The sequence below is a fragment of the Olivibacter sp. LS-1 genome, from assembly GCF_008245145.1.
GTDB classification, from domain to species: domain Bacteria; phylum Bacteroidota; class Bacteroidia; order Sphingobacteriales; family Sphingobacteriaceae; genus Olivibacter; species Olivibacter oleidegradans.
In genome coordinates this window covers 750,378-772,540 of the sequence record NZ_CP041643.1, presented here as the reverse complement: position 1 = coordinate 772,540, position 22,163 = coordinate 750,378, and the positions used below count along the sequence as shown (strand labels likewise).

The window sequence follows — 22,163 nt, the reverse complement described above, 5'->3', positions numbered from 1 at the left end:
CCTTATTCGCTTCGCAAGGAATCAACCGGATTCGCTATTGCAGCCTTAATCGATTCATAGCTTATGGTTAATAATGCAATCACTAAAGCAGCAATGGAGCCTATTACAAATACCACCCAACTTAAATTGATGTGATAAGCAAAATCATTTAACCAGCTATGGATCGCATACCAAGACAGCGGAACAGCGATAAGAATTGCTATAAAGATAAGGCGCATAAAGCGGATAGATAATAAACGAACTACACTGAGAACTGATGCGCCCAGAACCTTTCGTACCCCAATCTCTTTAAACCGCTGTTCGGCCATATAGGCAGATAAACCATAAAGACCCAAGCAAGAAATAAAGGTAGCAAGGATGGCAAAAAGATTAAACAAACTTCCCAGCTGCTGTTCCCCTCGATACAAGTTTGCTAAGTCTTGATCGAGAAAGCTGTAAGAAAAAGGAAATCCGGGATTTAGACGGGTGTTAATCTTTTCTAATGCCTTGATTGTCGCTTCTGTTTTACCGGGTTGCGTACGCACTGCAACTACACCTCCCCATCGATTCGGTTCCAGAATAATCGGTTCAATGGCCTGTTGAATAGGTTTAAAATTAAAATCTTTCACCACGCCGATAACAGTTCCCCGTTTATCCCACATTGCTAATGGTTTACCAACCGCTGTCGCAGCAGTTAGCCCCATCATTTTGGCCAGCTTTTCATTGATAACATAATTGCTTGAGTCGCCCCTAAAATCTTTAGAAAATCCTCGACCGGAAATGATCTTCATTTGAAAAACTTCAAAAAAACGTTCGCTTACGCTTAAGCTTGGAATAACTACTTGCGCATTTGGGTCTTTGCCTTCCCATTGTACGTTGATTGTACCGCTTGTTAAGTTAGTTGGCAAATCATTTGTAATAGTAAAATTGGCCGTTAAGGGATTTTGTTCTAGTTCACTTTTATAAGCCGTTTGCCTATTCCAGATATCACCCTTCATGGGCACATATAACAAATTTGACTTCTCATAACCCAAATTCATATTTTTTATGTAATTCAGTTGCCGATATACAACGGCGGTTCCTATTAATAATACAATAGACACGACAAATTGTAAGACAACCAGTGTATTTCGAAAGAGTAGATCGCCCTTTCCGCCAAGCTTCATCTGCCCTTTAAGTACTTTTATCGGTTGAAAACCGGATAAAAACAAAGCAGGGTAACTCCCGGCTATAAATCCTGTTATCAATGCAATGCCAATTAATATAAAAACGAGCTTGCCATCAAAAAGACGGATCGCCAGTTCTTTGCCAGCCAGGTAATTAAAAGCAGGCAAGAGAAGCCAAACAAGTGTTATAGCAATAAAAAGTGATAGGCAGGAAATTAAAACCGATTCGCCCAGAAACTGTCCGGCCAACTGAGATCGGGCCGCGCCAACAACCTTCCGCAAACCCACCTCTTTTGCCCTTCGGCCGGAGCGAGCCGTAGCTAAATTCATAAAATTAATGCAGGCAACTAATAGGATAAAAACAGCCACCAGCGAGAGGATATTTACATATTGAATATTACCATTGTCAGATAACTCTACCTGTAAGTGAGAGTGGAGATGTATATCCCGTAATGGTTGGAGATGAAAAGTTATTTTTTGATTAGTTTCATGTGATTTATAAAGCGCATTCATTTGGCTTTCCAAAGCCAATAGATTGGCTTCATTAGCCTCGAAATCCCTGTTTAACTGAATGTAAGAATAGAAATTAAAGTTCTTCCAGGTATTCTGGATCAGATCGTTATGCGTTTTCGCGATTGCCGCCATAGGCATGAGATAATCAAATTGCAGGTGCGAGTTAGTAGGGACATTCGCTAAGACGGCCGTTATGGTAAGAAGTTTTTCGTTATTTATTTTAAGCGTTTTTCCAATTGGATCTGTATTCCCAAAATACTTTTTGGCAAAGTTTTCCGTGATTAGTAAGGCGTCCGGACGCTTAAGCGCTGTGGCTTGATTGCCGGAAATCAACGGAAAGGAGAAGACGTCAAAAAACGTTGAATCGACAAAGAAGCCCCTTTTTTCTTCAAACTTTTTATCCTGATATTCAAAAGCATTAGTAGAGGGATGGCTTAATCGAACAGCATTTTTAATGGCCGGTATTTTAGCTTTAAGTTCAGCAGGCATACCGGCAGGGTTTACAGCCGCTTTGAAGTCGTCTGACGCTACGGCTGTAATACGATAAATTTCATTTGTGTGCTCATGAAAGCGATCGTAACTTTTCTCATTCCGAATCCAAAGAAGGATCAGAATGCTCGATGCCATACCAACTGCAAGGCCTGCTATATTCAGCGAAGAAAAAGATTTGTGCCGAATTAGATTCCTGAGGGCGATTTTGAAATAATTCTTTATCATTATAAGTATCAAGTATCTTTTGAGTTGTGAGTTGTAAGTCCTACGCTCTACGTATTAACTTGCTTCAAAAAAAGGTTTTTGATGTGGCTTATTATTAACTTCTTTGTTTAGTTTATCAAGACACTTATGACCTAAAACTTACTACTTCTAACTTCTATTCACTTCGCAATGAATCGACAGGGTTAGCAATTGCAGCTTTAATAGCTTGATAGCTTACCGTTAATAAAGCGATTGTAACTGCGCCTAGTCCGGCGAAGGCAAACATCCACCATTGCACGGTTATTTTAAACGCAAAGTTCTCTAACCATTTATTCATGGTCCACCAGGCAATTGGTGTGGCAATCATTAACGCGATCAATACCAGTTTGATAAAGTCTTTAGAGAGCAGTCCGGTTATTCCGCCAACGGTAGCTCCCAGCACTTTGCGAATGCCAATTTCCTTGGTGCGTTGAAAGGCGGTAAAGGCGGCTAAGCCATATAGTCCTAGACAGCTGATCAACAAAGTTATAGCGGTAGCCACATTCACCAGTCGGGATGTACTATGCTCCTGCCGGTATAGCGATTTTATCGTGTCATCATAGAATTGATAAGAAAATGGCGCTGTTGGGTAAACTTGTTTCCATTCTTGCTCAATAAGGGCAATCGCTTTTTTCCAGGAGGAAACCTTAGGTGAAGATAGTTTGATATTAAAAGTTGTTAAACCAGGCTTTTGCGCTGTAAAACCGAGTAAATCAATTGTGCTCTTCAAGTTAAACTGATGAAAATCTTTAATAACTCCAACAATAGTCCGCGGCATGTTACCTTGATATAAAGTTTGCCCAATGGCCTCTTCGGCACGAGAGAAGCCAAAGGCTTTGAGCGCGGTTTCATTTAGAAGCAATTCGCGCACGGTATCCGTTAACTGGGCGTTCCTTCCCGCAAGTAACGGTATTTGATAAAGATCAAGGTAATTATTGTCTATATTTTTAAACATCACTTGCTTTTGTATGGTGCCGTTTTTTCCGCGATAATCCATTAACCAAGCCGTCATTCGGTCAATCATCGGTAAGTCGCCCAAAGAAACCGCTGCGATCTCGGGATGTTGAGCCAGTCGTTGCTTTAAAACAAATTGAGAGCCTTGAAAAAGCGAGTCTTGCTGTAGCTTATAGGGGATTTCGACCGTTAAGATGGCTTCATGTTCAAAACCTAAATCTTTGTCCAAAGTATATTTCAGTTGTTGTCCGATAATAATGGCGCAAATCACAAATACCTGCGCAATTACAAACTGGAACACAATCAGTCCCTTACGGAGATTCAACTGATAGCCCCTAATCGATTGCTTTGTTTCACCTTTTAATACGCGGACGGTTTGTACACGGGTAGCGAGCCAGCTAGGATAGAGTCCTGCAAGAACCGTAATAAAACTGATCAATGCAATGGAAAAGCCAATCATACCGGGATAATTGGTGAAATTGTTCATACCCTCGGGGATGTATTCCGCAAAAACGCGCAGGGATAAAAATGTTAGAAATAGTGACAAGGCGACTGCTAGTAGACAGACAACAAAAGTTTCCAATAAGTAAGAACGGATAATGATTCCTGACGTACTTCCTAACGTTTTCCGAACACTTATTTCTTTTGCCCGTTGAGGTATTTGTGCGGTAGTCAGGTTAATATAATTGATACAGGCTAGGGCAAGTAGAAAGAACGCAATGCCTATCAAGCCGAATAATACGGATTTATTGGCGGTACGGGTGTCAGATTGGGTGGCAAAATGTTTGTCCTTCAGCTGAAGCAGCTTAAAATGTGATTTAAAGTTGCGTTGTTTAAAAACCTCGCTGTTGATCTTTTCGTTTAGTGCATTCAATTGATCAAGAACAGTCTTAGTGCTAACCCCTTTCTTAAGCTTAACAAACAATAGCTCATTGGAAGATAAGCTGCTCCAATCGGTACTGGTAAGACTTTCTTGGTCTATAGGAAAAAACTCTTGTGCAGGAAAACTATTGAGATAGCCTAAATCTGCGAGAACACCGGACACCGTTTTTTGTATGGTATCATTATAGGTGATGGTTTGTCCAATAATTTCTGAAAGGCGTTTACCGGGGAAATAGTATTGTGCTCGCGAAGCAGTTAATATAACTTGCTCTGGTGTTTTCAGAGCCTGCTGGGCATTTCCCGCTAGCCATTGATAGCCTATCATTTTAAAATAGCCTGGTAATGTGGCTATCCGTTCAGAGAGGTTTTCTACCAACGGACTTTTGGCAGTTTGGGCCGTTTCGTAATGCTGATAATAAACAGGAGAAACCTCCTCCAGTCCGGAAATTTCCCGGAGCATTGCTGGCAATACACCTTTAGGAACAACAGCCATCTCACGATCCCGTCCATCTGGTGTTTTGAAGCTCGATGTCAGTTGAAAAATGCGTTCACGATCGGGTTCAAATTTATCATAACTAAATTCAAAGCTAACCATTCGAAAGATGATCCAGGACGCGCTAATGCCTATGGCCAATCCCAAAATATTTAAACCTGTAAATAGTCGATTCCGCCATAAATAGCGAAAGGTCGCTTTAAGGTGATGATTAATCATTTGGTTACTGTATAAGATTTCAATATGTATTGTGTCGATTACGTTGTTGCTGGGTACTATTTTTCAATGACGAACGTACCTTAACCAACTGTTTGTGCACAATTAGGCGGCCACAATAAAAAAGCAGTGCTTTCGCAGCTTGAACGAGGTTTAGAATAAAAGTAATGTACGGAAATGAACAAAGAGTGTTCGTTTCCGTACAAAGGACAGCTGAGAATACCATTTTGTAAGGTAACCTTTAGGAGGGCGGTATAAAGGTCCCATAAAGAAAGATCCCGAAGCGTAAAAGTGTCGGGGATTGATTCGGTAAAAAGGTGTCCTAATTCTTGAGTTAAATCCAAGAGTATTATGTTTTTTAGATGATATTTTGGAACATGATTGATATATCCAGACCGTAATTCAGAGAGACTTTTAGACTGCGAAGAATCTATTTAGCCATCGTAAAAGCGTATCTTTGCAGTCTAAAAGTATATAAATGGTAATAAATGAAACCTTAATGGTCAGAAGCGGTGGGAGATGTGAGTTAAGTAACAAAGAAGGGGAATTGGTGGTTTATAGCATAACTCCTGATAGCTATTCGAATAATGAGCTTGTAATAGCCAAGACATTAGCGGATCAGCTGGAAGGTAAAGAAGCTTTTTCTCCCGAAGATTGGCGTTTCTTGCCGGATGTTATGTGGAGTGAGCTACCGGCCGTGCAGGTATTAGCTTGGCGGGTACTGAACCACTTGAAAGGAGAAAGCTGGGCAGCGGATGCACTTGACATTCTTTATTTGGAGCAAGAGACGCTTTCGTGGGCACAAGCTGGGTTTTTTGAAGAAGGAGAAGCTCTTAAGCCGATGCATAAGGATGCAAATGGCAATGTGCTCCAAAATGGCGATTCCGTGGTATTGACAAAAACATTGGATGTAAAAGGAAGTTCGATCTCCGCCAAATTAGGAACTGTGGTGAAAAATATTCGTTTGGTAGAAGATAATCCCGAGCAGATAGAAGGAAGAGTAGAGGGACAGTTGATTGTGATTCTAACTAAATACCTGCGTAAACAATAATTAGTACCCGGAGGTGTAAACTTCATCTAACACGACCTCCAAATAAATTTTGCGGTGCTGTCCCCGCAAAATTTATTTTGCACAAAAATAGAAGTGTTTACGCAAAACATGTAGCTAGGTTTAGGAAGGGCTACAACGCATTGCTAGGTTTTACGACATGGTCGTCTTTTGCCGATTCAACCAATTCTTTATTTGAAGATTCTGCCAGTATTCGCTTCTCCAGTTGAGCGAAATTAGTGGTGCAGGAAGCGATGGCAATGGCTTGGAAACGTTCGTAACAGGCCATAGCGATTGCCAATTCTTTGTCGTTGGGAGCTGCTTCCTTTTTATAACGAACGGCATGCAGACTGTTGGCAAGCGATTTAAATGCCTGCTTTGTGTCGTCTCCTCCGAAAACAAAACAATCAGCGAGCTGTGGCGATATAAGCTTGGTGACCTGAAGCAAAAATGGAAGCGTGCTCTGATCTACATGATAGCCAAGACAGGCATAAATCAAACCAATACAAAGTTGCTCCATGCTCTGAGAGAGAAGAAACATGGCTATGTGAGTGTCTTGACGTTGATGGATGGCAAGTTCTGCGCAGGTTAGAAAAGTATCGGCTTTATACTTTTTATAATTCCAAGCAGCTTGTGCTTTCTCTAAAGTCAGCATCCAATCAGGTTCAGGAATAGAGAATAAGGGTTGGTCTGCATTTTGGTAAAGTACCGTCCCGTGGGTAAGTGTTTGTATAAAAAAGCGATTTTTCTTTTCGAGCTCTTGACTTACCCTGGATGATGCACATAAAATTACGGTAACCCGGATATCCGTATGGGCAATAATATGGCTTTTAGAAGTACTGCTCTTCGTACTGATGCCAAGCAGATAACAATGTTCTGTTTGCCTGATATCAAGGTTATCACATTGGTAAAAGGCTATTTTTTGTGATTCATGAGTTTCATGTCCAATAAGGACTAGCTGTTGCAGCGCTTCCTTTTTAATAAGATTCGTGCAAATAGTAGTTAAAGCCTTTGCTTGTTGTTCATTCAACTGGTTGCGTAATTGATCGGGAAGTGATAGCGTGATAGTGGGTGGGGCGTTGATTGTTGTTGCCTGTATAATGGGTTCGACCGATGCTTGCCGGATCATCGCATCGAGTTCGATCATGCAAGTATGGTAATAGTCGTTGCACCAATCTAAAACGGGAATCAGTTTGAATACCAACTGCTCGATTTCCTCTTTTTCCACTTCAAACTGTCGTTCATAACGCACGGCCGTATAAGATTGATCGATCAATTTGACTAAACGATAATAATGGGGTTCTTCTTTGTCAAAAAGGGTCGCCAGTTCAGGGATGTACCGGGTAATTAACTTAAGATGCTCCTGTAAACTATGACAGGGGCGATCACGCTTAAAAACAGCCTTTTCAATACCCCGAAAGGTTAATTCTGTAGCTTGGTGCAACATAAACAGAGCTTGTTCAAAGTTGTTTTTGCTACGATAGAATTCCATACCTTCTAAGAAATCACGCTGTTTAATCGCTGCTTTTTCAAAATGTTCCCGCGCCTTTGTTCGGATACTTTCCAGTTCTATTTGTGTAAGATGAGGAAGAGGTTTTTTGCCTAAACTTAGTTTCAAATGCTGCTTGCGGCATGCCAAGGTGGAGTAGAGTGTTCCGTTTTTGATTGCTGTTTTCAGTTCGCCATAAGGTATCAACGTATAACTATGCAAGGGTGTTTCCGCTAGACAGAGTTCAGCCATTGGTTCTAAGGTTTTGGCAGGAACCTGACACTTGGAGTCAATTACAATGAGTAGGTGCTGTTTCTCTTCCCCTAAAAAAGTATAGGGGAATTCGTAAATACAGTCAACAGGAATCTTTTCAGCCAGTTTTTCCAGAATGGGTTTAATATCATTCATGATCAAGGGATTTATTGTGACAACATCTAATTGCTGTGTATAAGCTCATTTTTGTAAAGAATTTCTTTACAAGTTTAAAGAAATAATTTCAATATTCAAATAAAATGTAAAGAAATTCTATATAAATAGAATATTTGTCGGTACAACATAAACTAAAATCTTACAAAATGACTTCGTTAGGAGAATATTTAGCCAAGAAATCTGTCAATAAATCGCTTGTTGCAAGGCGTACGGGATTAAGTAAACCAAGGATTAGTGAACTGTCGCTTAACCCTACAGCAAAATTAAGGGCTGATGAATTGGTATTGATTGCCAAAGCGATTGATGTTGATCCCTGCGAGTTATTAATAAAGCTCTATGGGCATTTGAAATTAAAAACAGAATGAGATAAACACATTATCGCTTACCTGTTCGGTAAAAAGCATCGTAACTTTTGCATGTAATCCAGAAATATTATGATTATTTCGGAATCAAATCCAAAAATATTATGGTTATTTTGGAAAACGACCCAACAGCGGGAAATTGATTTAATAGAAGACGATTATGGCAAACTCCATGCATTTGAATTTAAACGGTCTGGCAAAAGAAAGGTACGTTTTCCTCAAACATTTACTGCAAACTATCCAGAAGCCTCCCCGCAAATTGTTAGTCCAGAAAATATGGATGAATGGCTGCTCTATATGTGAATAAGAGTCTTATGCCTTTATCGGTCTTCGTTGTTCATTCTGAGTAGGATCATACGAATAACCAATAACAATTAACCAATAACCAAAATCATTCACTTCTCAACGAATCCACCGGATTTGCTTTGGCTGCTCGTAATGACTGAACACCTACTGTCAAAATTGCTATTAGTAATGCGGCAACTCCCGCCAAGGGAAAAATCCAAACGGGCATATCCATACGATAAACAAAATCGTCTAACCACAGATTCATAGTCCACCAAGCAATAGGGGCCGCAATTAAAAAGGCAATGATAACAGGTTTCACGAATTCGCGGATCACTTTAGCTGTGATATGGGCCACCGAAGCACCCAATACTTTCCGTATACCGATTTCTTTTACTTTTTGATGAATAATAATGAGTGCTAGACCAAATAAGCCCATGCACGAAAGCAAAATGGCAATTCCCGCCGAGACCGAAAAAAGCGTAGCTAGGCGTTTCTCTTTTTTATACCAACGGTCGATATTCTCATCAATATAGCTTCCCTTAAACTCTGCGTTCGGTTCCAAGCTGGCATACGTTTTCTTGAGCATATCCATGGTAGCAACCGGGTTTTGCGTATTGACTTTTACGAAAATATAATCTAGGGAGGGGTCGCCTTCAATAGCGATTGTGAGGGGCTCCGTTGGATTGTGCATAGAATACAGGTGAAAATCTGGAATGATGCCTATGATATGCCAGCCATTGCGGCCCGCTGAATCGGTATTAATATTGCGCCCCAGTAATTGCCCGCTACCGAGTTGCTTGGCCATACTTTCCGTGATGATAACAGCTGCTGATGTGTCTGCTGAAAAAGCAACAGAGAAATCCCTTCCTTCCAATGGTTTAATGGACAGTGTTGTCAAAAAATCGTAATCAGCTGAAATGTAGGTTGTTTTTATATTCTTTCCTTCATGGCTGAAGCCGACCTGCGATTTAGAAGTACTTCCATCTTTGCCAACACCCAAATTAACGTCTGCACCCGTTACACTTAATACCGACGGGTTAGAAGCGAGACGCGTACGTAATTTGGCACTGATATCCCGACCGTGTGTAACGTCTTTAACGGGTATGCTAACAATGGATGCGGTATTGTAACCAAGACTAGCCGTGCGAAGATGCTGAAATTGCAAATAGCATATAGCCGTCGCACAGATTAGTATGATAGCGGTGATAAACTGGAGCGTAATCAGAATGTTCCTGCCGATTCCTGATTTAATAATGCTGAATTTGCCTTTAAAGATGTCTGTAGTTTTAAGCTTGTTCAAGATGAAAAAGGGATATCCGGATGATAAAAAGGAAATGAGTATCCATATGGCACATACACTTATTGCCATTTGCGGATTGTAAAGAACGGCATGATCGAGTTTAAAGAAATTATAAAGCGTCAGTATTTTAATAAGCGCAGCTACACCTAACAAACCAATAAATAATGAGAGTCCGATCTGTATAAAATTCTCCCAAAACAATTGTCCCCATACCTGCCGGGCGGCGGCTCCTAAACACTTTCTTACACCTAGTTCTTTGCTGCGAGTGAATGATAGGCTGATTTGAATATTGATAAAGTTGAAGCAGGCAATAAATAAAATAACGATACTCACCAACAGGAGAATATAAAGATAGGTTTTGCTGACGGTATCGCCCGAACCTATTTCCGTATTAAAGTGAAGCTTGTTTAAGGATAACAAACGCATACCTAAATAATCGCCATTGGCATCGGCTTTGAATCCGTCTCTTTTTAAAGACTCCCCGTCTGGATGCAAATACTTTTGCACGAACAAATGCAGTTGCTTTTCCGCTTGTGCTTGACTTACGTGTGGCGCGAGGCGCACGTATACATTGTGATGCTGCTCATACCATTCTTCCTTGGTTCTGGCCCAGTTGGGATCTAGCTCTGTGCGTGCCAAGATGGGGAGCTTAAAGGTTGAATTCTGCGGAGCGTCTTCCATTACAGCGGATACGATAAGACGCTTCCAATCACCACCTATTTTAATCTCAACTGGTTTTCCTATGGGGTCTTGTTGGCCAAATAAACTAGTTGCGGTCGTTTGATTCAACACGATAGCATCTATGTTATCCAACGGTGAGCGAGTTTGACCGTGTATAATCCGGAAGGAAAAGATGTCGAAAAAGTCAGGGTCAACTAGATTTATTCCCTGCTCGAGTGATTTGGCTCCATTACGAATTTCTCTACCACTATTTTTAATTCGAGTTACTTTGTCGATCCCAATATTCTCCTTCTTCAGGTAGGTAGCTACCGGATAACCCATGGTAGCGCCAAGTTCCGTTCCCTTTACTAAATTATGGAATTCATAGAGCTTAAATACGCGATCTTTATACCGATGAAACTTATCAAAAGAAAATTCGTGATAAACAGCAGCCAATAATAGCATGCTACAGATAAAGGCGATGGCCATTCCCAATATATTAATAAAGGTGTGCGCCCTATGCTTTAGCATATTGCGCCAGGCAATTTTTAGATAGTTTCTTATCATTTCGTTTTCCGTTACTCGTTGTTTGATCTGACGCGTCTTGGCAGATTTCAGCATCTTGATTGACAGGTCTACGAACAGCTGACAATCAAGAACCAATAACTAAATCTATTCACTTCTCAACGCATCAACCGGTTTATTAAGCGCTGTTTTAATGGTTTGCAAAGCAATTATGAATAATGTAATTCCTCCTAAAACCAACAGGGGTATAATAAACGTACTTGCTTCCAGTTCTGTTCTTATATAATAATTTGTTAACCATTTTTTCATTAACCAATAGCTAGTTGGTACCGCTATGCATGCCGCTAATAGAAACAGTGGATATACATCGTGGATGAACAGATAAATAATTTGTCTAACAGAGGCTCCTAAAACCTTTCGTATGCCTATTTCCTTCACCCTTTTTTGTAGATTGTGTGATACAAGCCCTACAATGCCTAATAGAACGATGATCATTGCAAGTATAGTCGCTACTGTTCCTGCATGTTTCAACTGCATTTCCGTCCTATACTGTTGTGCTAGTTTAGCATCCATAAACGTGTAATCAAACGGGGCGGTTGGTAATATTTGCTTCCAAGCAGTGGTTAAATGATTTAATGAAACGCCGACATTTCCTGGTTTTAAGCGAATACTGAAATAGCGGTAAACATTACTGTTTTTTATGTTAAACCATAGCATTGGTCCGATGGGAAAGTGCATAGAGGTCCCATAAAAATTTTTTGTTACACCCGAGATGATAGCAGAACTTGCATCCGTAAAATAAATGGCTTGATTAACGGCATCGACAGGACTGGTATAACCAAGTGCCTTTGATAAAGCTTCATTGATTACTACACGGTCCGTAGGTTCGGACGCTTCGTTAGGGCTATAAAAATTGCCCGCAAGTAGCGGTATTTTATAGGTTTCGGCAAAATGCCGATCGGAAAAAACTAAACCGGTACTGATGGGATCGGTGCCTGTCGCGTTTTTCAGAACGTTTGTATTGCCCGAAGACATCGCCCCGGGGATATCATAAGAGATGGAAATATTTTCAACCTCGGGGAGTTTAGCGAGTTCTTGCCTTAATACTTCGGTATGTCGTAAGCCTTCTGCAGTCCAATCGCGTGGCACCTGTACCGTTAATAGATATTCTTTATCATAACCTAGGTTTTTGCTAAAGAACAAACTAACCTGTTGGGCAATAATAGCCGATGATGTCAGTGCAATCAGCGCAATAGCAAATTGAACACTGATTAACCCCCGAAGAAGAAAGGACCCATCTTTGCTTTGTGCCAGCTTACCGCGTGCTGACTGGACGGTAGGAAGCGAGGATAAACGAAGCGCCGGATAGGCTCCGGCAAATAGTCCTATTATTAAACAACTAAGGATAGCGAATATCCAAAACGACCCGGGTAAGTTGAAAAGTGAGGGGATGGATTTTCCCAATACGTTGGATATTACCTTCGACAAGAAAGGATAAAGGCATATTGATAGTAACATAGATATAACCACAGCCAATAAGGCTTCAGCAATAAATTGGGCCTGTAATTGTTTTTTGGTACCCCCAACCACTTTTCTGATGCCAATTTCTTTCAATCGGTTAGCGGAGGTATTGATGCTAATATTAACAAAATTAATGACAGCCAAGAGCAAAATAGCAAAAGCAACGATCGAGACGGTGTACAGCAAATGCTTAATCGATCCATCACCTTTTTCCAGATGATAGGTCTTTAAAGGCGCCAGCGAGGCTTTATAATCTTTTACGATCGCTTTAGGAGCATGTGCTTGAATGAGATCTCGTATAGGTTTCTCCAAAGAACTTGGAGAGACATTTGGTTGTAGCTCTAAATAGGAAGCTATATAAAGGCTTTGCCAATCGTCAATAGGTCGGCCAAAAAAGCTGGTTGATTGTATTGGTAGTATTAAATCTGTCGCGGGGCCCGTCAAGTTTAAAACAGCATTTTCTCCTTTGTTTTCCAACACGCCACCAATCGTAAAAAGCTGTTCTTGATTGTTAAAGTTCCGGACAGTAAGTTGTTTACCCAGCACCTCCTCATTCCCAAACAGACACTTAGCAAAGGGTGCTGATAAAATGACCTGATTTGGTGTTTTTAATGCATGGTTTACATTGCCGCTAAGTAACTTGAAACCGAACATTTCAAATAAACTTGAATCAGCTACAATAGCGTTACTTTGAACAGGTTGGCCGTCATAGGCAATAATAGCCGTGATGCCATCAAAGCGGAAATAGTTCTTTACTAAATGGGGATAATTCTCCTTAAGAGCCCGCGGGAGCATACCAATGGCGGAATATTCGTTAAGATTACTTTTTAAGAGATATTGCTGATCAATATGTTTAATGTCTTGATTGACCCGAAGTTCTTGCCATACAAATGCACCGATAAGCAATGCAAAGGACAAGCCGCACGCTAAGCCCAGTATATTGATCGCTGTATTGAATTTGTGTTTTCGTAAGTTTCTCCACGCAATTTTGATATAATTTTTAAACATATTGTCAATTTTTCGGCGATGTATCGGCTATTCATTGAATTGCTTAAAAACTTTGCCAAATCGAATGGGCATTATAAGGTCTTGATTTTTAGTGTATTTTGCTAGTGTAAGTGATGTGGCTGTTCGATATCGGACAGCAGAGTGTGCGATACCGTACAGTGGATTAAGTTTCGTTAAAGGGAATTTGTCTAGGCGTCTACTTTCTTGATCATTTCAATATGATCAATCCCATCTTCATCATAGACTTCTCCATCCACAACAAATCCAAGTGATTCGTAAAAGGGTGTGGCATATACCTGAGCAGCGATACGGATGGGACCTTCGCCAAATAGCTCATAACACGCTTGAATGGACCGCTTCATCAGCTCTTTTCCCAAGCCGGTTCCTCTGGCGAGCTTGCTGGTAATAATACGGCCAATCGACATTTCCCGATAGGATATACCCGGAGGAACCAAGCGTGCATAGGCCGCCAAGGTTTCGTCCTGATAGATTAATAAATGATGGCACAACTGGTCTTTATTATCGGCATCCAAATAGGCACAATTTTGTTCTACGACAAACACCTCACTTCTTAATCTTAAAAGCGCATATAATTCATAAGGATTAAATGCGTCGAAAAGTCTGATGTACTGCCTGAGGGAGCTAATATCAAGTTTCATAATAGGACAAAGATACAGGCTTTTTTTGTTTAAGTATCAAGTATCAAGCCTGCCTGCCGGTAGGCAGGTATCAAGATATTCTTAAACTCCTATTTGTAGAGTTACGTCTTATATCTCGCTAACGGCATCTTTTTTTAGTCTACTAACCAATAACGAGCCACTAATAACCAATAGTAAAGATTTTAGGAGCCTCTTCTGATTAAATCATGCATTCAATCTAATAAATTCCTGAGGAGAAAGAACGGGTAGAGAAGGGAGGCTGTTTTTCTGAAAATGTTGATCGCGACTAATGACAAAATCAAGTTTATGATGCAGAGCCGTATAATATAATAAAGCATCTTCCACGTCAGTCATAGATGAATGGATCGCCGCCAAAACCTGTTCATGAGGAATTTCGATACTGTCTAAAAAGCTTAATAACGAACCGAGAATTTCTTTTGCTTTAACGGGACCATATGATTTGGTGATCCAGTAAGCACATATTTGTATGACAGAAGGGGATATGTATCCTTTTATCTTCCCTTGTTCCGCCCAGACTATAATGGTTTTTCCTTCTTCATAGGCTTTTCTTTGGAGAACAAAATCTAGTAGAATGTTGACATCCAACAATACTTTAAAAGCCATATTTATCCGCGTTATCCTCAAAATAATCTTTTGCCAAATCCGCTTGATCTTGGATTTCAGGTTTTGGCAAACTTTCAATAAGCTGAACGATTCCTTTTTCAGGCGGCTTTTTCACAATGAATGTTCTAAAATAACTTTCTACAAGCTCGGAAACACTACTGTGTTTTTGGGTGGCATATGCTTTTACCTGTGCCAATAGCTGTTCATCAATAGTTAAATTTAATTTTGCTTTCATGGGCCATTCTTAATAAAGCAAATATACGCATAAATTTACAATATACGCATCCGTTGCGAGCAAGATGTTTTATTTCATTACGAGATGGGCTAAACCGTTAATCATATCTTTCCCGCAGATAAATAAGATTTTCCTCAATCCAAAATTCGTTTAGTGACAGCAAGGAAGTGGTGGAATTCTTGATTTGGTGAATTGGCAGTTTCATCGGGTTGTATTGCACGCTTGCTTTTATACCTCTACTATAGTAATCCCTTTTCTTCTAGCGATACCTTTATCTCCTTGTGCTTATCCCAGAACTTTGTTTTGATGGTATGCATTACCGTCTTGAATTCAGGCAGATTTCTAAAAGGTTTAACTAAAGGATCTCTTTCAAGTAAAAGTATCCAATATTGATAATTATCTACCTTGCTAAATAGCTTCAAGTGATCGAGGGTTTTCTTGCTGTCTTTCAGATAAGCGTAGTACATAGCTAGGTGTACATGCTTATAAATAGATTGGTCATTGTCCGCAAACTCTTTAAAACTGGTTATGAATTTATTCGACTCCTCGTTAAAGCCCAATTTAGCTAGAACGATTCCAACAGTAAGATCTACGTGTTTAAAAATGTCCAATCGTTGAGCTTCACGCAGTTTAATAAATTGCTTGTAATACCGATAAGCGGCTTGATAGTCACCAATGTAACAGTAAACATTTCCTATTTCCTGCAAAATATGGAGTTGTGTACTATCTCTATCCCATTCTTTCAGCAACAACTGTTTTGTTTGTTCGGTATTACTATCTTTGGCAAAAAGGATGGCTGCCTTTACCCAGGTGGCATAGGAATTTTCGGGGTTGTAACTTATCGACTTATTAATGTAATGAAGTGATTCTTCGACAAATCCGGTTTGTATCAGCGCATTGCTGAGGTGTAAATAGTTAACGCTTGTGGTCGTAGAATCTTGTAATCCCGCATTCAACTTAACCCCTAGAAGCGCATACTCGAGGTACTTGGCGGTATTGGGAATAGAATAGTTGTAAAAATCTAATAAAAAGTGGATAGCCAAAATGGAATTAGGATTGTATTCCAAGGCTTTTTCAAGATAGGGAATGGCAGCCTCATGGTCTTTTTGATGTGCATAAAATAAAGCTTTAGCGATCAGGCTCTCGGGCAAAAGAGGGTCGCATAAAAGTGCTTTATCTGCGTAAAAACCCATTTCAGCGGTATAAATTTTTCTTTCTTGAAAAAGATCCAGATAGTAATAGGCGATGGCAGAAACGGCATAAGCAAGGGCAAATTGAGGATCTTCTTTAATAGCCCTTTTGAAATAGCTGATGCCCTGCTCTAAATTGGTACGGCCACCTTTATGTAATAAATCGCTGCCTTTCAAAAAAAGGTCGTATGCCACCAAATTCTCGGTTGGATTTTTTTCAATCCTCGATCGTTCTTCACGAGTAATGGTCGCTTGAACTTCTTTGGCAATGTCTTTGGCAATATCCTGCTGCAATTGAAAAATATCTTTAACCTCTCTGCGGTATTGACGAGACCATAAGTGTCGATCATTTAGAGCTTCAATCAACTGCACATTTAACAAAATTTGGTTACTGATCTTTTGACCGCTCCCCTCTACAAAATAATTTACATTTAGTTCTTTTGCCATCTCAGGGATGGATTTGAATATATTTCTGTACTTTTCGGACGATGTCCTACTCGTTACTTTCAAATCTTTTATTTTTTGAAGGTTATTGAGCGTAGATTCCATGAGACCATTGATTAAATAGACATTAGTGGAATCATTGCTGTCATTTTTGAAAGGTAATACGGCAATCGATTTTTCAAGTGAGCTCTTAGCAGATGAATCTTTCATACCATACCTGAGTAAAGCGATGGCTAATACAACGATTAACCCGGCAGATAGTAAGATAAAAATGAAGCGCCGATTACGGTTTTTGGAAATAGCAGGAGGAGGAATATTTTCCGTTGCTTCTCTTTGACTATTAGCCGCTCCGGGAGGGAAGCCATAATATTCGCGAAAGCACTTGATAAAATAGGACGTGCTGCTAAAACCGACACGGTCTGCTACTTCAGAAACGTTTAAAGAAGACTCCCGTAGCAGATTCATCCCATGCTCTAAACGCACCTGCCTGATTAGTTGACTTACTGACAAATTGCTGAGCTTTCTCACTTTACGGAGTAGGTTTGAACGGCTCATGTTCAACTCTTCAGCTAACTCGGAAACGCCAAACTGCTCATTAGAGAGATTTTTCTCCACGATGGTAGCAATTTGACGGATAAACTCATTTGCAATGGGCTGATAATCAGGCATTGGTTTACATCTTATCTTTTCATATCAAACTTAGACAAATTCCTTTTTATAGGCAATATAATACCGTCACATATAAAAGGAAATTGCTGGTCTCTTCTCTGCGTTTGGAGCTTATTGTTATTAAGGAAATATACCTATTTGAACGATTATGCATCATAATTTATATCGATTCATCATAATTTATATTGTCATCTCTAAACTTGATGGTTTTATCCGCATGGCTATTTAGTGTACCATGTGAACTAGAACGATCTTTACAACATAAAAAAATCGAAAACAACTAATACTAGCCATCATGAAAACGAAAGAAAGAAATTTATCAAAAGCAGCTTTTACATTATCCTTTTTAATAGCCTTGTTTATTATGACTGGATGTCGAGGCGGTTCTAACCAAAAGGAAAATGCTATTGAAGATAAGGACAAGGTTGCCGCTCCAAAAGTTGATATCCACACAGCAGTTATAACGGGAAATTTGGAAGCTGTTCAGCAGCATATCGACGCGGGAACAGATCTAAATAAGAAAGATCCTTATGGAGGGTCAAGTCCGCTAATATCCGCCGCGTTATTTGATAAGCCGGAAATGGTTAAGCTATTAATCGACGCAGGAGCAGATCTGAATTTTCAGAATAAGGAGGGATCCACTGCACTTATTACGGCCGCATTTTTTGGTCGGCCTCATATTGTCAAAATGTTACTGGATAGTGGGGCTGATAAAACAATAAAGAATAAATATGGAGCTACAGCCTACGAATCTGTAGCAGCGCCCTTCAGCGAAGTCAAGAGTACCTATGATATGATGGGTAAAATGCTTGAGCCTTTTGGATTGGAGTTGGATTACGCATATCTCGAAAAAATTCGACCGGAGATAGCCGCCCAATTGAAATAATATACAAAGAAAAAGGAAAGAATATGCCAGTACTAGATAGAAGATACGATATTGATTGGATGCGGGTCATCGCGATTGCATTGCTCTTGATATATCATATAGCAATCGGTTTCCAGCCTTGGGGGATGATGATCGGCTTTATCACGAATGAAAAATCATGGGATGCTTTGTGGATCCCTATGAGCATGATGAACATATGGCGGATACCACTTTTATTTTATGTGTCAGGGATGGGTGTTTATTTTGCCATGAGAAATAGAAGCTGGAAACAACTTTTTCTGGAGAGAGCCAAAAGGATATTACTTCCATTTCTTTTTGGGATGCTATCGATCGTTCCGCTCCACCTTTATATATGGCAAAGGTATTACCATTTTGATACAGCCTATTTACCCGGTCCCGGCCATCTATGGTTTCTTGGTAACCTTTTTGTTTATGTTATCATGTTCGCGCCGATTTTTTTCTATTTAAAGCGGCAAGAACATAGTCGGCTAGTGAATAGCATGAAAAAGACATTTAGTAGTCCGCAAGGCATACTATTAGTAATGAGTGTATTTATCGCCGAAGTTTTATTAATTGATCCGATGCCTTTTGAATTGTATGCGATGACATGGCATGGTTTCGTTCTGGGGATGCTGGCGTTCTTCTTCGGCTTTTGTTTTGTCTTGTGTGGTGCTACCTTTTGGCATATGATTCTAAGGTGGCGATGGCTGTTTCTTGCGTTTGCAGTAACCTTTTTTATAATAAGGATTACTTATTTTCAGTCTTCAGCGCCGACTTATATGCTGTCTATTGAGTCGAATTGCTGGATTATTTCATTTTTTGCATTTGCTTACAAATATTTCAATTATCCCAGTAGCATACTTTGCTATTTAAGCCGTGCGGCGTATCCATTTTACATACTTCATATGATTTTTCTTTACCTTGGATCTTATTTTATCTTTCCATTGGATATAGATGTACGTATTCAATTTGTTTTGGTTTTGCTCGCTACGATAACCGCTTGTTTCCTTACTTATGAATTCCTTATCAGAAGAATACCTTTCATCAGATTACTATTTGGATTAAAATGAAATCATCGCTATTATTATTCTATTTGTTATCAGCTCTTAATAGAACATAGCAAAATAACCGACAACTAATAACCAACAACTAATAACCAGCCTCACTCATTGCGCAAACTATTCACCGGATTGGCCAATGCGGCCTTAATTGCTTGAAAGCTGATCGTTACAAAAGCGATGATCAGGGCCATAACTAAAGCAAAACCAAAAATCCACCATTCCATCTCAATGCGATAAGCAAAGTCGTTTAACCAGTTGCTCATAACATACCACGCCAAGGGAAGAGCGATGACCGCAGCAATGAGGACTAGACGTAAAAAATCGGTAGAAAGTAGTCGAATAATGGTTGTGGTACTGGCGCCTAGTACTTTTCGAATACCTATTTCTTTGACGCGCTGTGTGATGGTAAAAGCAGAAAGGCCGAACAAGCCCAAACAGGCGATGGCAATGGCAATACACGAAAATAAGGTAAATATTACCTGTTGTTGCTGTTCCGCTTTATAAAGATCGGCAAAACGGTCATCCAAAAAAGTATAAGTAAAAGGTGTTTCCGGTAAGTATTTTTCCCAGACTGCTTGTAAGTGCGCTAAAGCTTGCTGGACATTCCCGTTAACCTTAATCGAAATTCGCCCGTAACCATTCTCATCAGTAGAACTAAACAAAACTAAGGGCAAAATGCGTTGATGTAAAGATTCGAAATTGAAATCGTTCATAACGCCGACAATTTGTCCCGCCCTCGTGTCGTATTTAAAAGGTTTACCAATCGCGTCTTCCGGCGTTAATCCCAGAACACGAACTGCAGCTTCGTTCAGAATAAAGGATGAAGTGTCTCGATCATTATCGGCGCGAAAATTCCTGCCGGTAATGATATCTATTCCATAAGTAGGGATAAAACCGGCATCGCTACGTACATATTTGATATCAGCCTTTGAAGGAGCGAGGCCATTTCCTAAGTTAATTTGCGACCCGGCCGCATCTAACAACCTTCCCGAAGGAATTCGGCTTGATCGTCCTACTTCCTTAACGTTCGGGTTAGCCAATAGGCTGGTTTTAAACGATTGAAAAGTACCATCCAGTCCTTGGTTATTATTAAGCACAACGATCTGTTCTTTGTTAAAACCCAAACTTTTGTTTTGGATGTACTGAAGTTGCCTGAATACAATCAGGGTACCAACGATCAATATAATGGAAATGGAAAACTGAAAAACTACAAGTGCCTTTCGGAGCGAAAATGTATGCTCGCCGGTTTTGAAAATACCTTTCAGTACTTTGATAGGTTGGAAACCGGAAAGAAATAGGGCGGGATAAATGCCTGATAACACACCAATAATGAAGGGAAGAATCGTAATGGCAATTAAAATGGGGACTTGTAGCAGGTGGTTTAGCGTAAAGGTCTTTCCGGCCAGTAGATTTAATCCGGACAATGCCATTCCTGTCAATACAACCGATATCAACGAGGCCAGTAAGCAGAGCAGGACACTTTCGCTTAAGAACTGATAAATCAATTCTGTTTTCTCTGCTCCAACTACTTTCCGGATTCCAATTTCTTTTGCACGCAGGGCGGAGCGTGCGGTGGACAGGTTCATATAATTGATACAGGCGATCAGTAAAATAAAAAGACCTATTATAGAGAAGATATAAACCCGTTTGATATCGCCGTTTTCTTCCAATTCGGAATCCTTATGAGAATGAAGGTGAATATCTGTTAGTTTTCTTAACGAAAGGAAGGTCCACTCCTGGGCTTTATTGTCGGCACCGGGAATATGTCTGTTTAAGAAAGACGGAAATTGTGTTTCCAGTTTGCCGGCATTGTAATCTTTAGGCAACAAAACATAGGTATAAAACGCGTTGTTTCCCCAATTGGTACGAAGTTGTTCCTCTCCGTATATTGCAGTATCCCTTAATGTAGAAAAAGAGACCATGATATTGGGATGCCAATGCGCATTGGAAGGAAGCGATTTATAAACGCCCGTTACCGTACCGGTAAGCTTTTGGTCAACTTTTAACAACTTATTTAAAGGGTTTTCCGTTCCGAAATACTTCTTGGCCATTTCTTCCGAAAGCATTATGGAATAAGGTTCTTGCAGTGCCGTTTTCGGATCACCTTTAGTTACCGTAAAATCAAAGACCTTAAAAAGGTCTTCATCCGCACAGTAGACATTATCCTCATTGAATACCTTGTCCTGGTATTGAAAGGTCATACCCCCAATAGGAAGTATGCTGGTCAGTGCCTGAATTTCCTTAAAGTCGTTTTGTAATAAAGGACCAACAGGCGGCGCAACCGCACCGAGTTCTAGGGAGACGCTTTTACTCTCTGTATTTAAGAAAGTTCGTTCTACTCGGTAGATTTGGTCTGCCTTGCTATTATAGCGGTCATAACTCAGTTCATCAAGTACATACAAGGCGATGAGTAGGCAACAGGTGATTCCGATACTCAAACCAAACAAGTTGATGAAGGAAACGAATTTGTAGCGTAACAAATTTCGCCAAGCGATTTTTATGTAATTTTTTAACATGGTATCAAGTATTAAGTATCAAGCCTGCCTGCCGGTAGGCAGGTATCAAGAGATGTTAAAAGCTCCTTTACGACGTTGCGTCTTACCCGCTAGTCAGACAATCTTGCGTCTTATATCTTTACTCAACTTTATTGCCATAACAAAAAGAGTCCTTTTTAGCCGTTTGGGCTATTGTTATTTCAATTGTTGTTCGAATATGGACAACCGGTGTTCGTATTCGAACACTATTGAAACCTGCCAGTTTTCGGCAACGTTCTCGTTAATAGCTTGATCATTTTCATGAAAGCAATGCGGTTAACTGATATTTTTGG

Annotated in this window: 16 protein-coding genes; 6 read left to right on the top strand and 10 right to left on the bottom strand. The window is 40.1% G+C overall.

Features of this window, described 5'->3' with window-relative positions:
• Positions 1–2: 2 nt before the first annotated feature.
• The gene (locus FKG96_RS03035) at positions 3–2,375 is read right to left on the bottom strand and encodes an ABC transporter permease (RefSeq protein ID WP_130854693.1); all 2,373 of its coding nucleotides are present in this window, start codon (positions 2,373–2,375) and stop codon (positions 3–5) included.
• Positions 2,376–2,529: 154 nt separating this feature from the next.
• A complete protein-coding gene (locus FKG96_RS03030) occupies positions 2,530–4,941 on the bottom strand; it encodes an ABC transporter permease (RefSeq protein ID WP_130854694.1) in 2,412 nt (803 codons plus the stop codon).
• 475 nt (positions 4,942–5,416) lie between these two features.
• Here FKG96_RS03030 and FKG96_RS03025 point away from each other — a divergent pair, with 475 nt between their 5' ends.
• Positions 5,417–5,989 carry an alkylphosphonate utilization protein gene (locus tag FKG96_RS03025; protein WP_130854695.1) on the top strand — a complete coding sequence of 191 codons (573 nt, stop codon included), beginning with the start codon at positions 5,417–5,419 and terminating at the stop codon, positions 5,987–5,989.
• A gap of 130 nt (positions 5,990–6,119) precedes the next feature.
• On the opposite strand, the gene FKG96_RS03020 is transcribed toward FKG96_RS03025, so the two are convergent.
• Complete coding sequence (locus tag FKG96_RS03020; RefSeq protein WP_371719638.1) at positions 6,120–7,874, bottom strand: HEPN domain-containing protein; 1,755 nt, start codon at positions 7,872–7,874, stop codon at positions 6,120–6,122.
• Here FKG96_RS03020 and FKG96_RS27170 point away from each other — a divergent pair.
• From FKG96_RS27170 to FKG96_RS03005, 3 genes are all read left to right on the top strand, one after another.
• Positions 7,840–7,926 carry a hypothetical protein gene (locus FKG96_RS27170; RefSeq protein ID WP_354004832.1) on the top strand — a complete coding sequence of 29 codons (87 nt, stop codon included), beginning with the start codon at positions 7,840–7,842 and terminating at the stop codon, positions 7,924–7,926. The two genes, FKG96_RS03020 and FKG96_RS27170, sit on opposite strands and share 35 nt — an antisense overlap.
• A gap of 124 nt (positions 7,927–8,050) precedes the next feature.
• Positions 8,051–8,269 carry a helix-turn-helix transcriptional regulator gene (locus tag FKG96_RS03010; protein ID WP_013664512.1) on the top strand — a complete coding sequence of 73 codons (219 nt, stop codon included), beginning with the start codon at positions 8,051–8,053 and terminating at the stop codon, positions 8,267–8,269.
• Positions 8,270–8,338: 69 nt separating this feature from the next.
• Positions 8,339–8,569, top strand: coding sequence for a hypothetical protein (locus FKG96_RS03005; protein ID WP_130854697.1), 231 nt, complete (start codon positions 8,339–8,341; stop codon positions 8,567–8,569).
• Between the two features lie 88 nt (positions 8,570–8,657).
• Here the strand turns inward: FKG96_RS03005 and FKG96_RS03000 are convergent, their stop codons facing one another.
• The 6 genes from FKG96_RS03000 to FKG96_RS02975 form a co-directional block, all read right to left on the bottom strand.
• Positions 8,658–11,081, bottom strand: a complete 2,424-nt coding sequence (locus FKG96_RS03000) for an ABC transporter permease (RefSeq protein ID WP_165446906.1) — start codon at positions 11,079–11,081, stop codon at positions 8,658–8,660.
• A 105-nt stretch (positions 11,082–11,186) separates the two neighbouring features.
• Positions 11,187–13,568 (bottom strand): ABC transporter permease, encoded by a 2,382-nt coding sequence (locus FKG96_RS02995; protein WP_130854699.1) that lies wholly within the window; start codon positions 13,566–13,568, stop codon positions 11,187–11,189.
• Positions 13,569–13,756: 188 nt separating this feature from the next.
• The gene (locus tag FKG96_RS02990; protein ID WP_130854700.1) at positions 13,757–14,227 is read right to left on the bottom strand and encodes a GNAT family N-acetyltransferase; all 471 of its coding nucleotides are present in this window, start codon (positions 14,225–14,227) and stop codon (positions 13,757–13,759) included.
• Positions 14,228–14,431: 204 nt separating this feature from the next.
• Complete coding sequence (locus FKG96_RS02985; protein WP_130854701.1) at positions 14,432–14,851, bottom strand: PIN domain-containing protein; 420 nt, start codon at positions 14,849–14,851, stop codon at positions 14,432–14,434.
• On the bottom strand, positions 14,841–15,086 hold the full coding sequence (locus FKG96_RS02980; RefSeq protein ID WP_130854702.1) for a DUF6364 family protein: 246 nt from the start codon (positions 15,084–15,086) through the stop codon (positions 14,841–14,843). Before FKG96_RS02980 ends, FKG96_RS02985 begins: the two co-directional genes overlap by 11 nt.
• A 239-nt stretch (positions 15,087–15,325) precedes the next feature.
• Positions 15,326–17,389, bottom strand: coding sequence for a helix-turn-helix domain-containing protein (locus FKG96_RS02975; protein WP_130854703.1), 2,064 nt, complete (start codon positions 17,387–17,389; stop codon positions 15,326–15,328).
• A 295-nt stretch (positions 17,390–17,684) separates the two neighbouring features.
• Between FKG96_RS02975 and FKG96_RS02970 the strand changes: the two genes are divergently transcribed.
• Positions 17,685–18,275 carry an ankyrin repeat domain-containing protein gene (locus tag FKG96_RS02970; protein ID WP_130854704.1) on the top strand — a complete coding sequence of 197 codons (591 nt, stop codon included), beginning with the start codon at positions 17,685–17,687 and terminating at the stop codon, positions 18,273–18,275.
• A gap of 23 nt (positions 18,276–18,298) precedes the next feature.
• Positions 18,299–19,345: an acyltransferase family protein gene (locus FKG96_RS02965; RefSeq protein ID WP_130854705.1), complete on the top strand. Its 1,047-nt coding sequence runs from the start codon at positions 18,299–18,301 to the stop codon at positions 19,343–19,345.
• A 92-nt stretch (positions 19,346–19,437) separates the two neighbouring features.
• Here the strand turns inward: FKG96_RS02965 and FKG96_RS02960 are convergent, their stop codons facing one another.
• Positions 19,438–21,852, bottom strand: coding sequence for an ABC transporter permease (locus FKG96_RS02960; RefSeq protein ID WP_130854706.1), 2,415 nt, complete (start codon positions 21,850–21,852; stop codon positions 19,438–19,440).
• Positions 21,853–22,163 lie beyond the last annotated feature (311 nt).

Bases quoted from the DNA above. Each gene is read 5' to 3' on its own strand.
- FKG96_RS03000 (WP_165446906.1), bottom strand. From the start codon at position 11,081: ATGATAAGAAACTATCTAAAAATTGCCTGGCGCAATATGCTAAAGCAT.
- FKG96_RS02970 (WP_130854704.1), top strand. From the start codon at position 17,685: ATGAAAACGAAAGAAAGAAATTTATCAAAAGCAGCTTTTACATTATCC.
- FKG96_RS02960 (WP_130854706.1), bottom strand. From the start codon at position 21,852: ATGTTAAAAAATTACATAAAAATCGCTTGGCGAAATTTGTTACGCTAC.
- FKG96_RS02965 (WP_130854705.1), top strand. From the start codon at position 18,299: ATGCCAGTACTAGATAGAAGATACGATATTGATTGGATGCGGGTCATC.
- FKG96_RS02975 (WP_130854703.1), bottom strand. From the start codon at position 17,389: ATGCCTGATTATCAGCCCATTGCAAATGAGTTTATCCGTCAAATTGCT.
- FKG96_RS02985 (WP_130854701.1), bottom strand. From the start codon at position 14,851: ATGGCTTTTAAAGTATTGTTGGATGTCAACATTCTACTAGATTTTGTT.
- FKG96_RS03010 (WP_013664512.1), top strand. From the start codon at position 8,051: ATGACTTCGTTAGGAGAATATTTAGCCAAGAAATCTGTCAATAAATCG.
- FKG96_RS02980 (WP_130854702.1), bottom strand. From the start codon at position 15,086: ATGAAAGCAAAATTAAATTTAACTATTGATGAACAGCTATTGGCACAG.
- FKG96_RS03005 (WP_130854697.1), top strand. From the start codon at position 8,339: ATGATTATTTCGGAATCAAATCCAAAAATATTATGGTTATTTTGGAAA.
- FKG96_RS03035 (WP_130854693.1), bottom strand. From the start codon at position 2,375: ATGATAAAGAATTATTTCAAAATCGCCCTCAGGAATCTAATTCGGCAC.
- FKG96_RS03025 (WP_130854695.1), top strand. From the start codon at position 5,417: ATGGTAATAAATGAAACCTTAATGGTCAGAAGCGGTGGGAGATGTGAG.
- FKG96_RS02995 (WP_130854699.1), bottom strand. From the start codon at position 13,568: ATGTTTAAAAATTATATCAAAATTGCGTGGAGAAACTTACGAAAACAC.
- FKG96_RS03030 (WP_130854694.1), bottom strand. From the start codon at position 4,941: ATGATTAATCATCACCTTAAAGCGACCTTTCGCTATTTATGGCGGAAT.
- FKG96_RS02990 (WP_130854700.1), bottom strand. From the start codon at position 14,227: ATGAAACTTGATATTAGCTCCCTCAGGCAGTACATCAGACTTTTCGAC.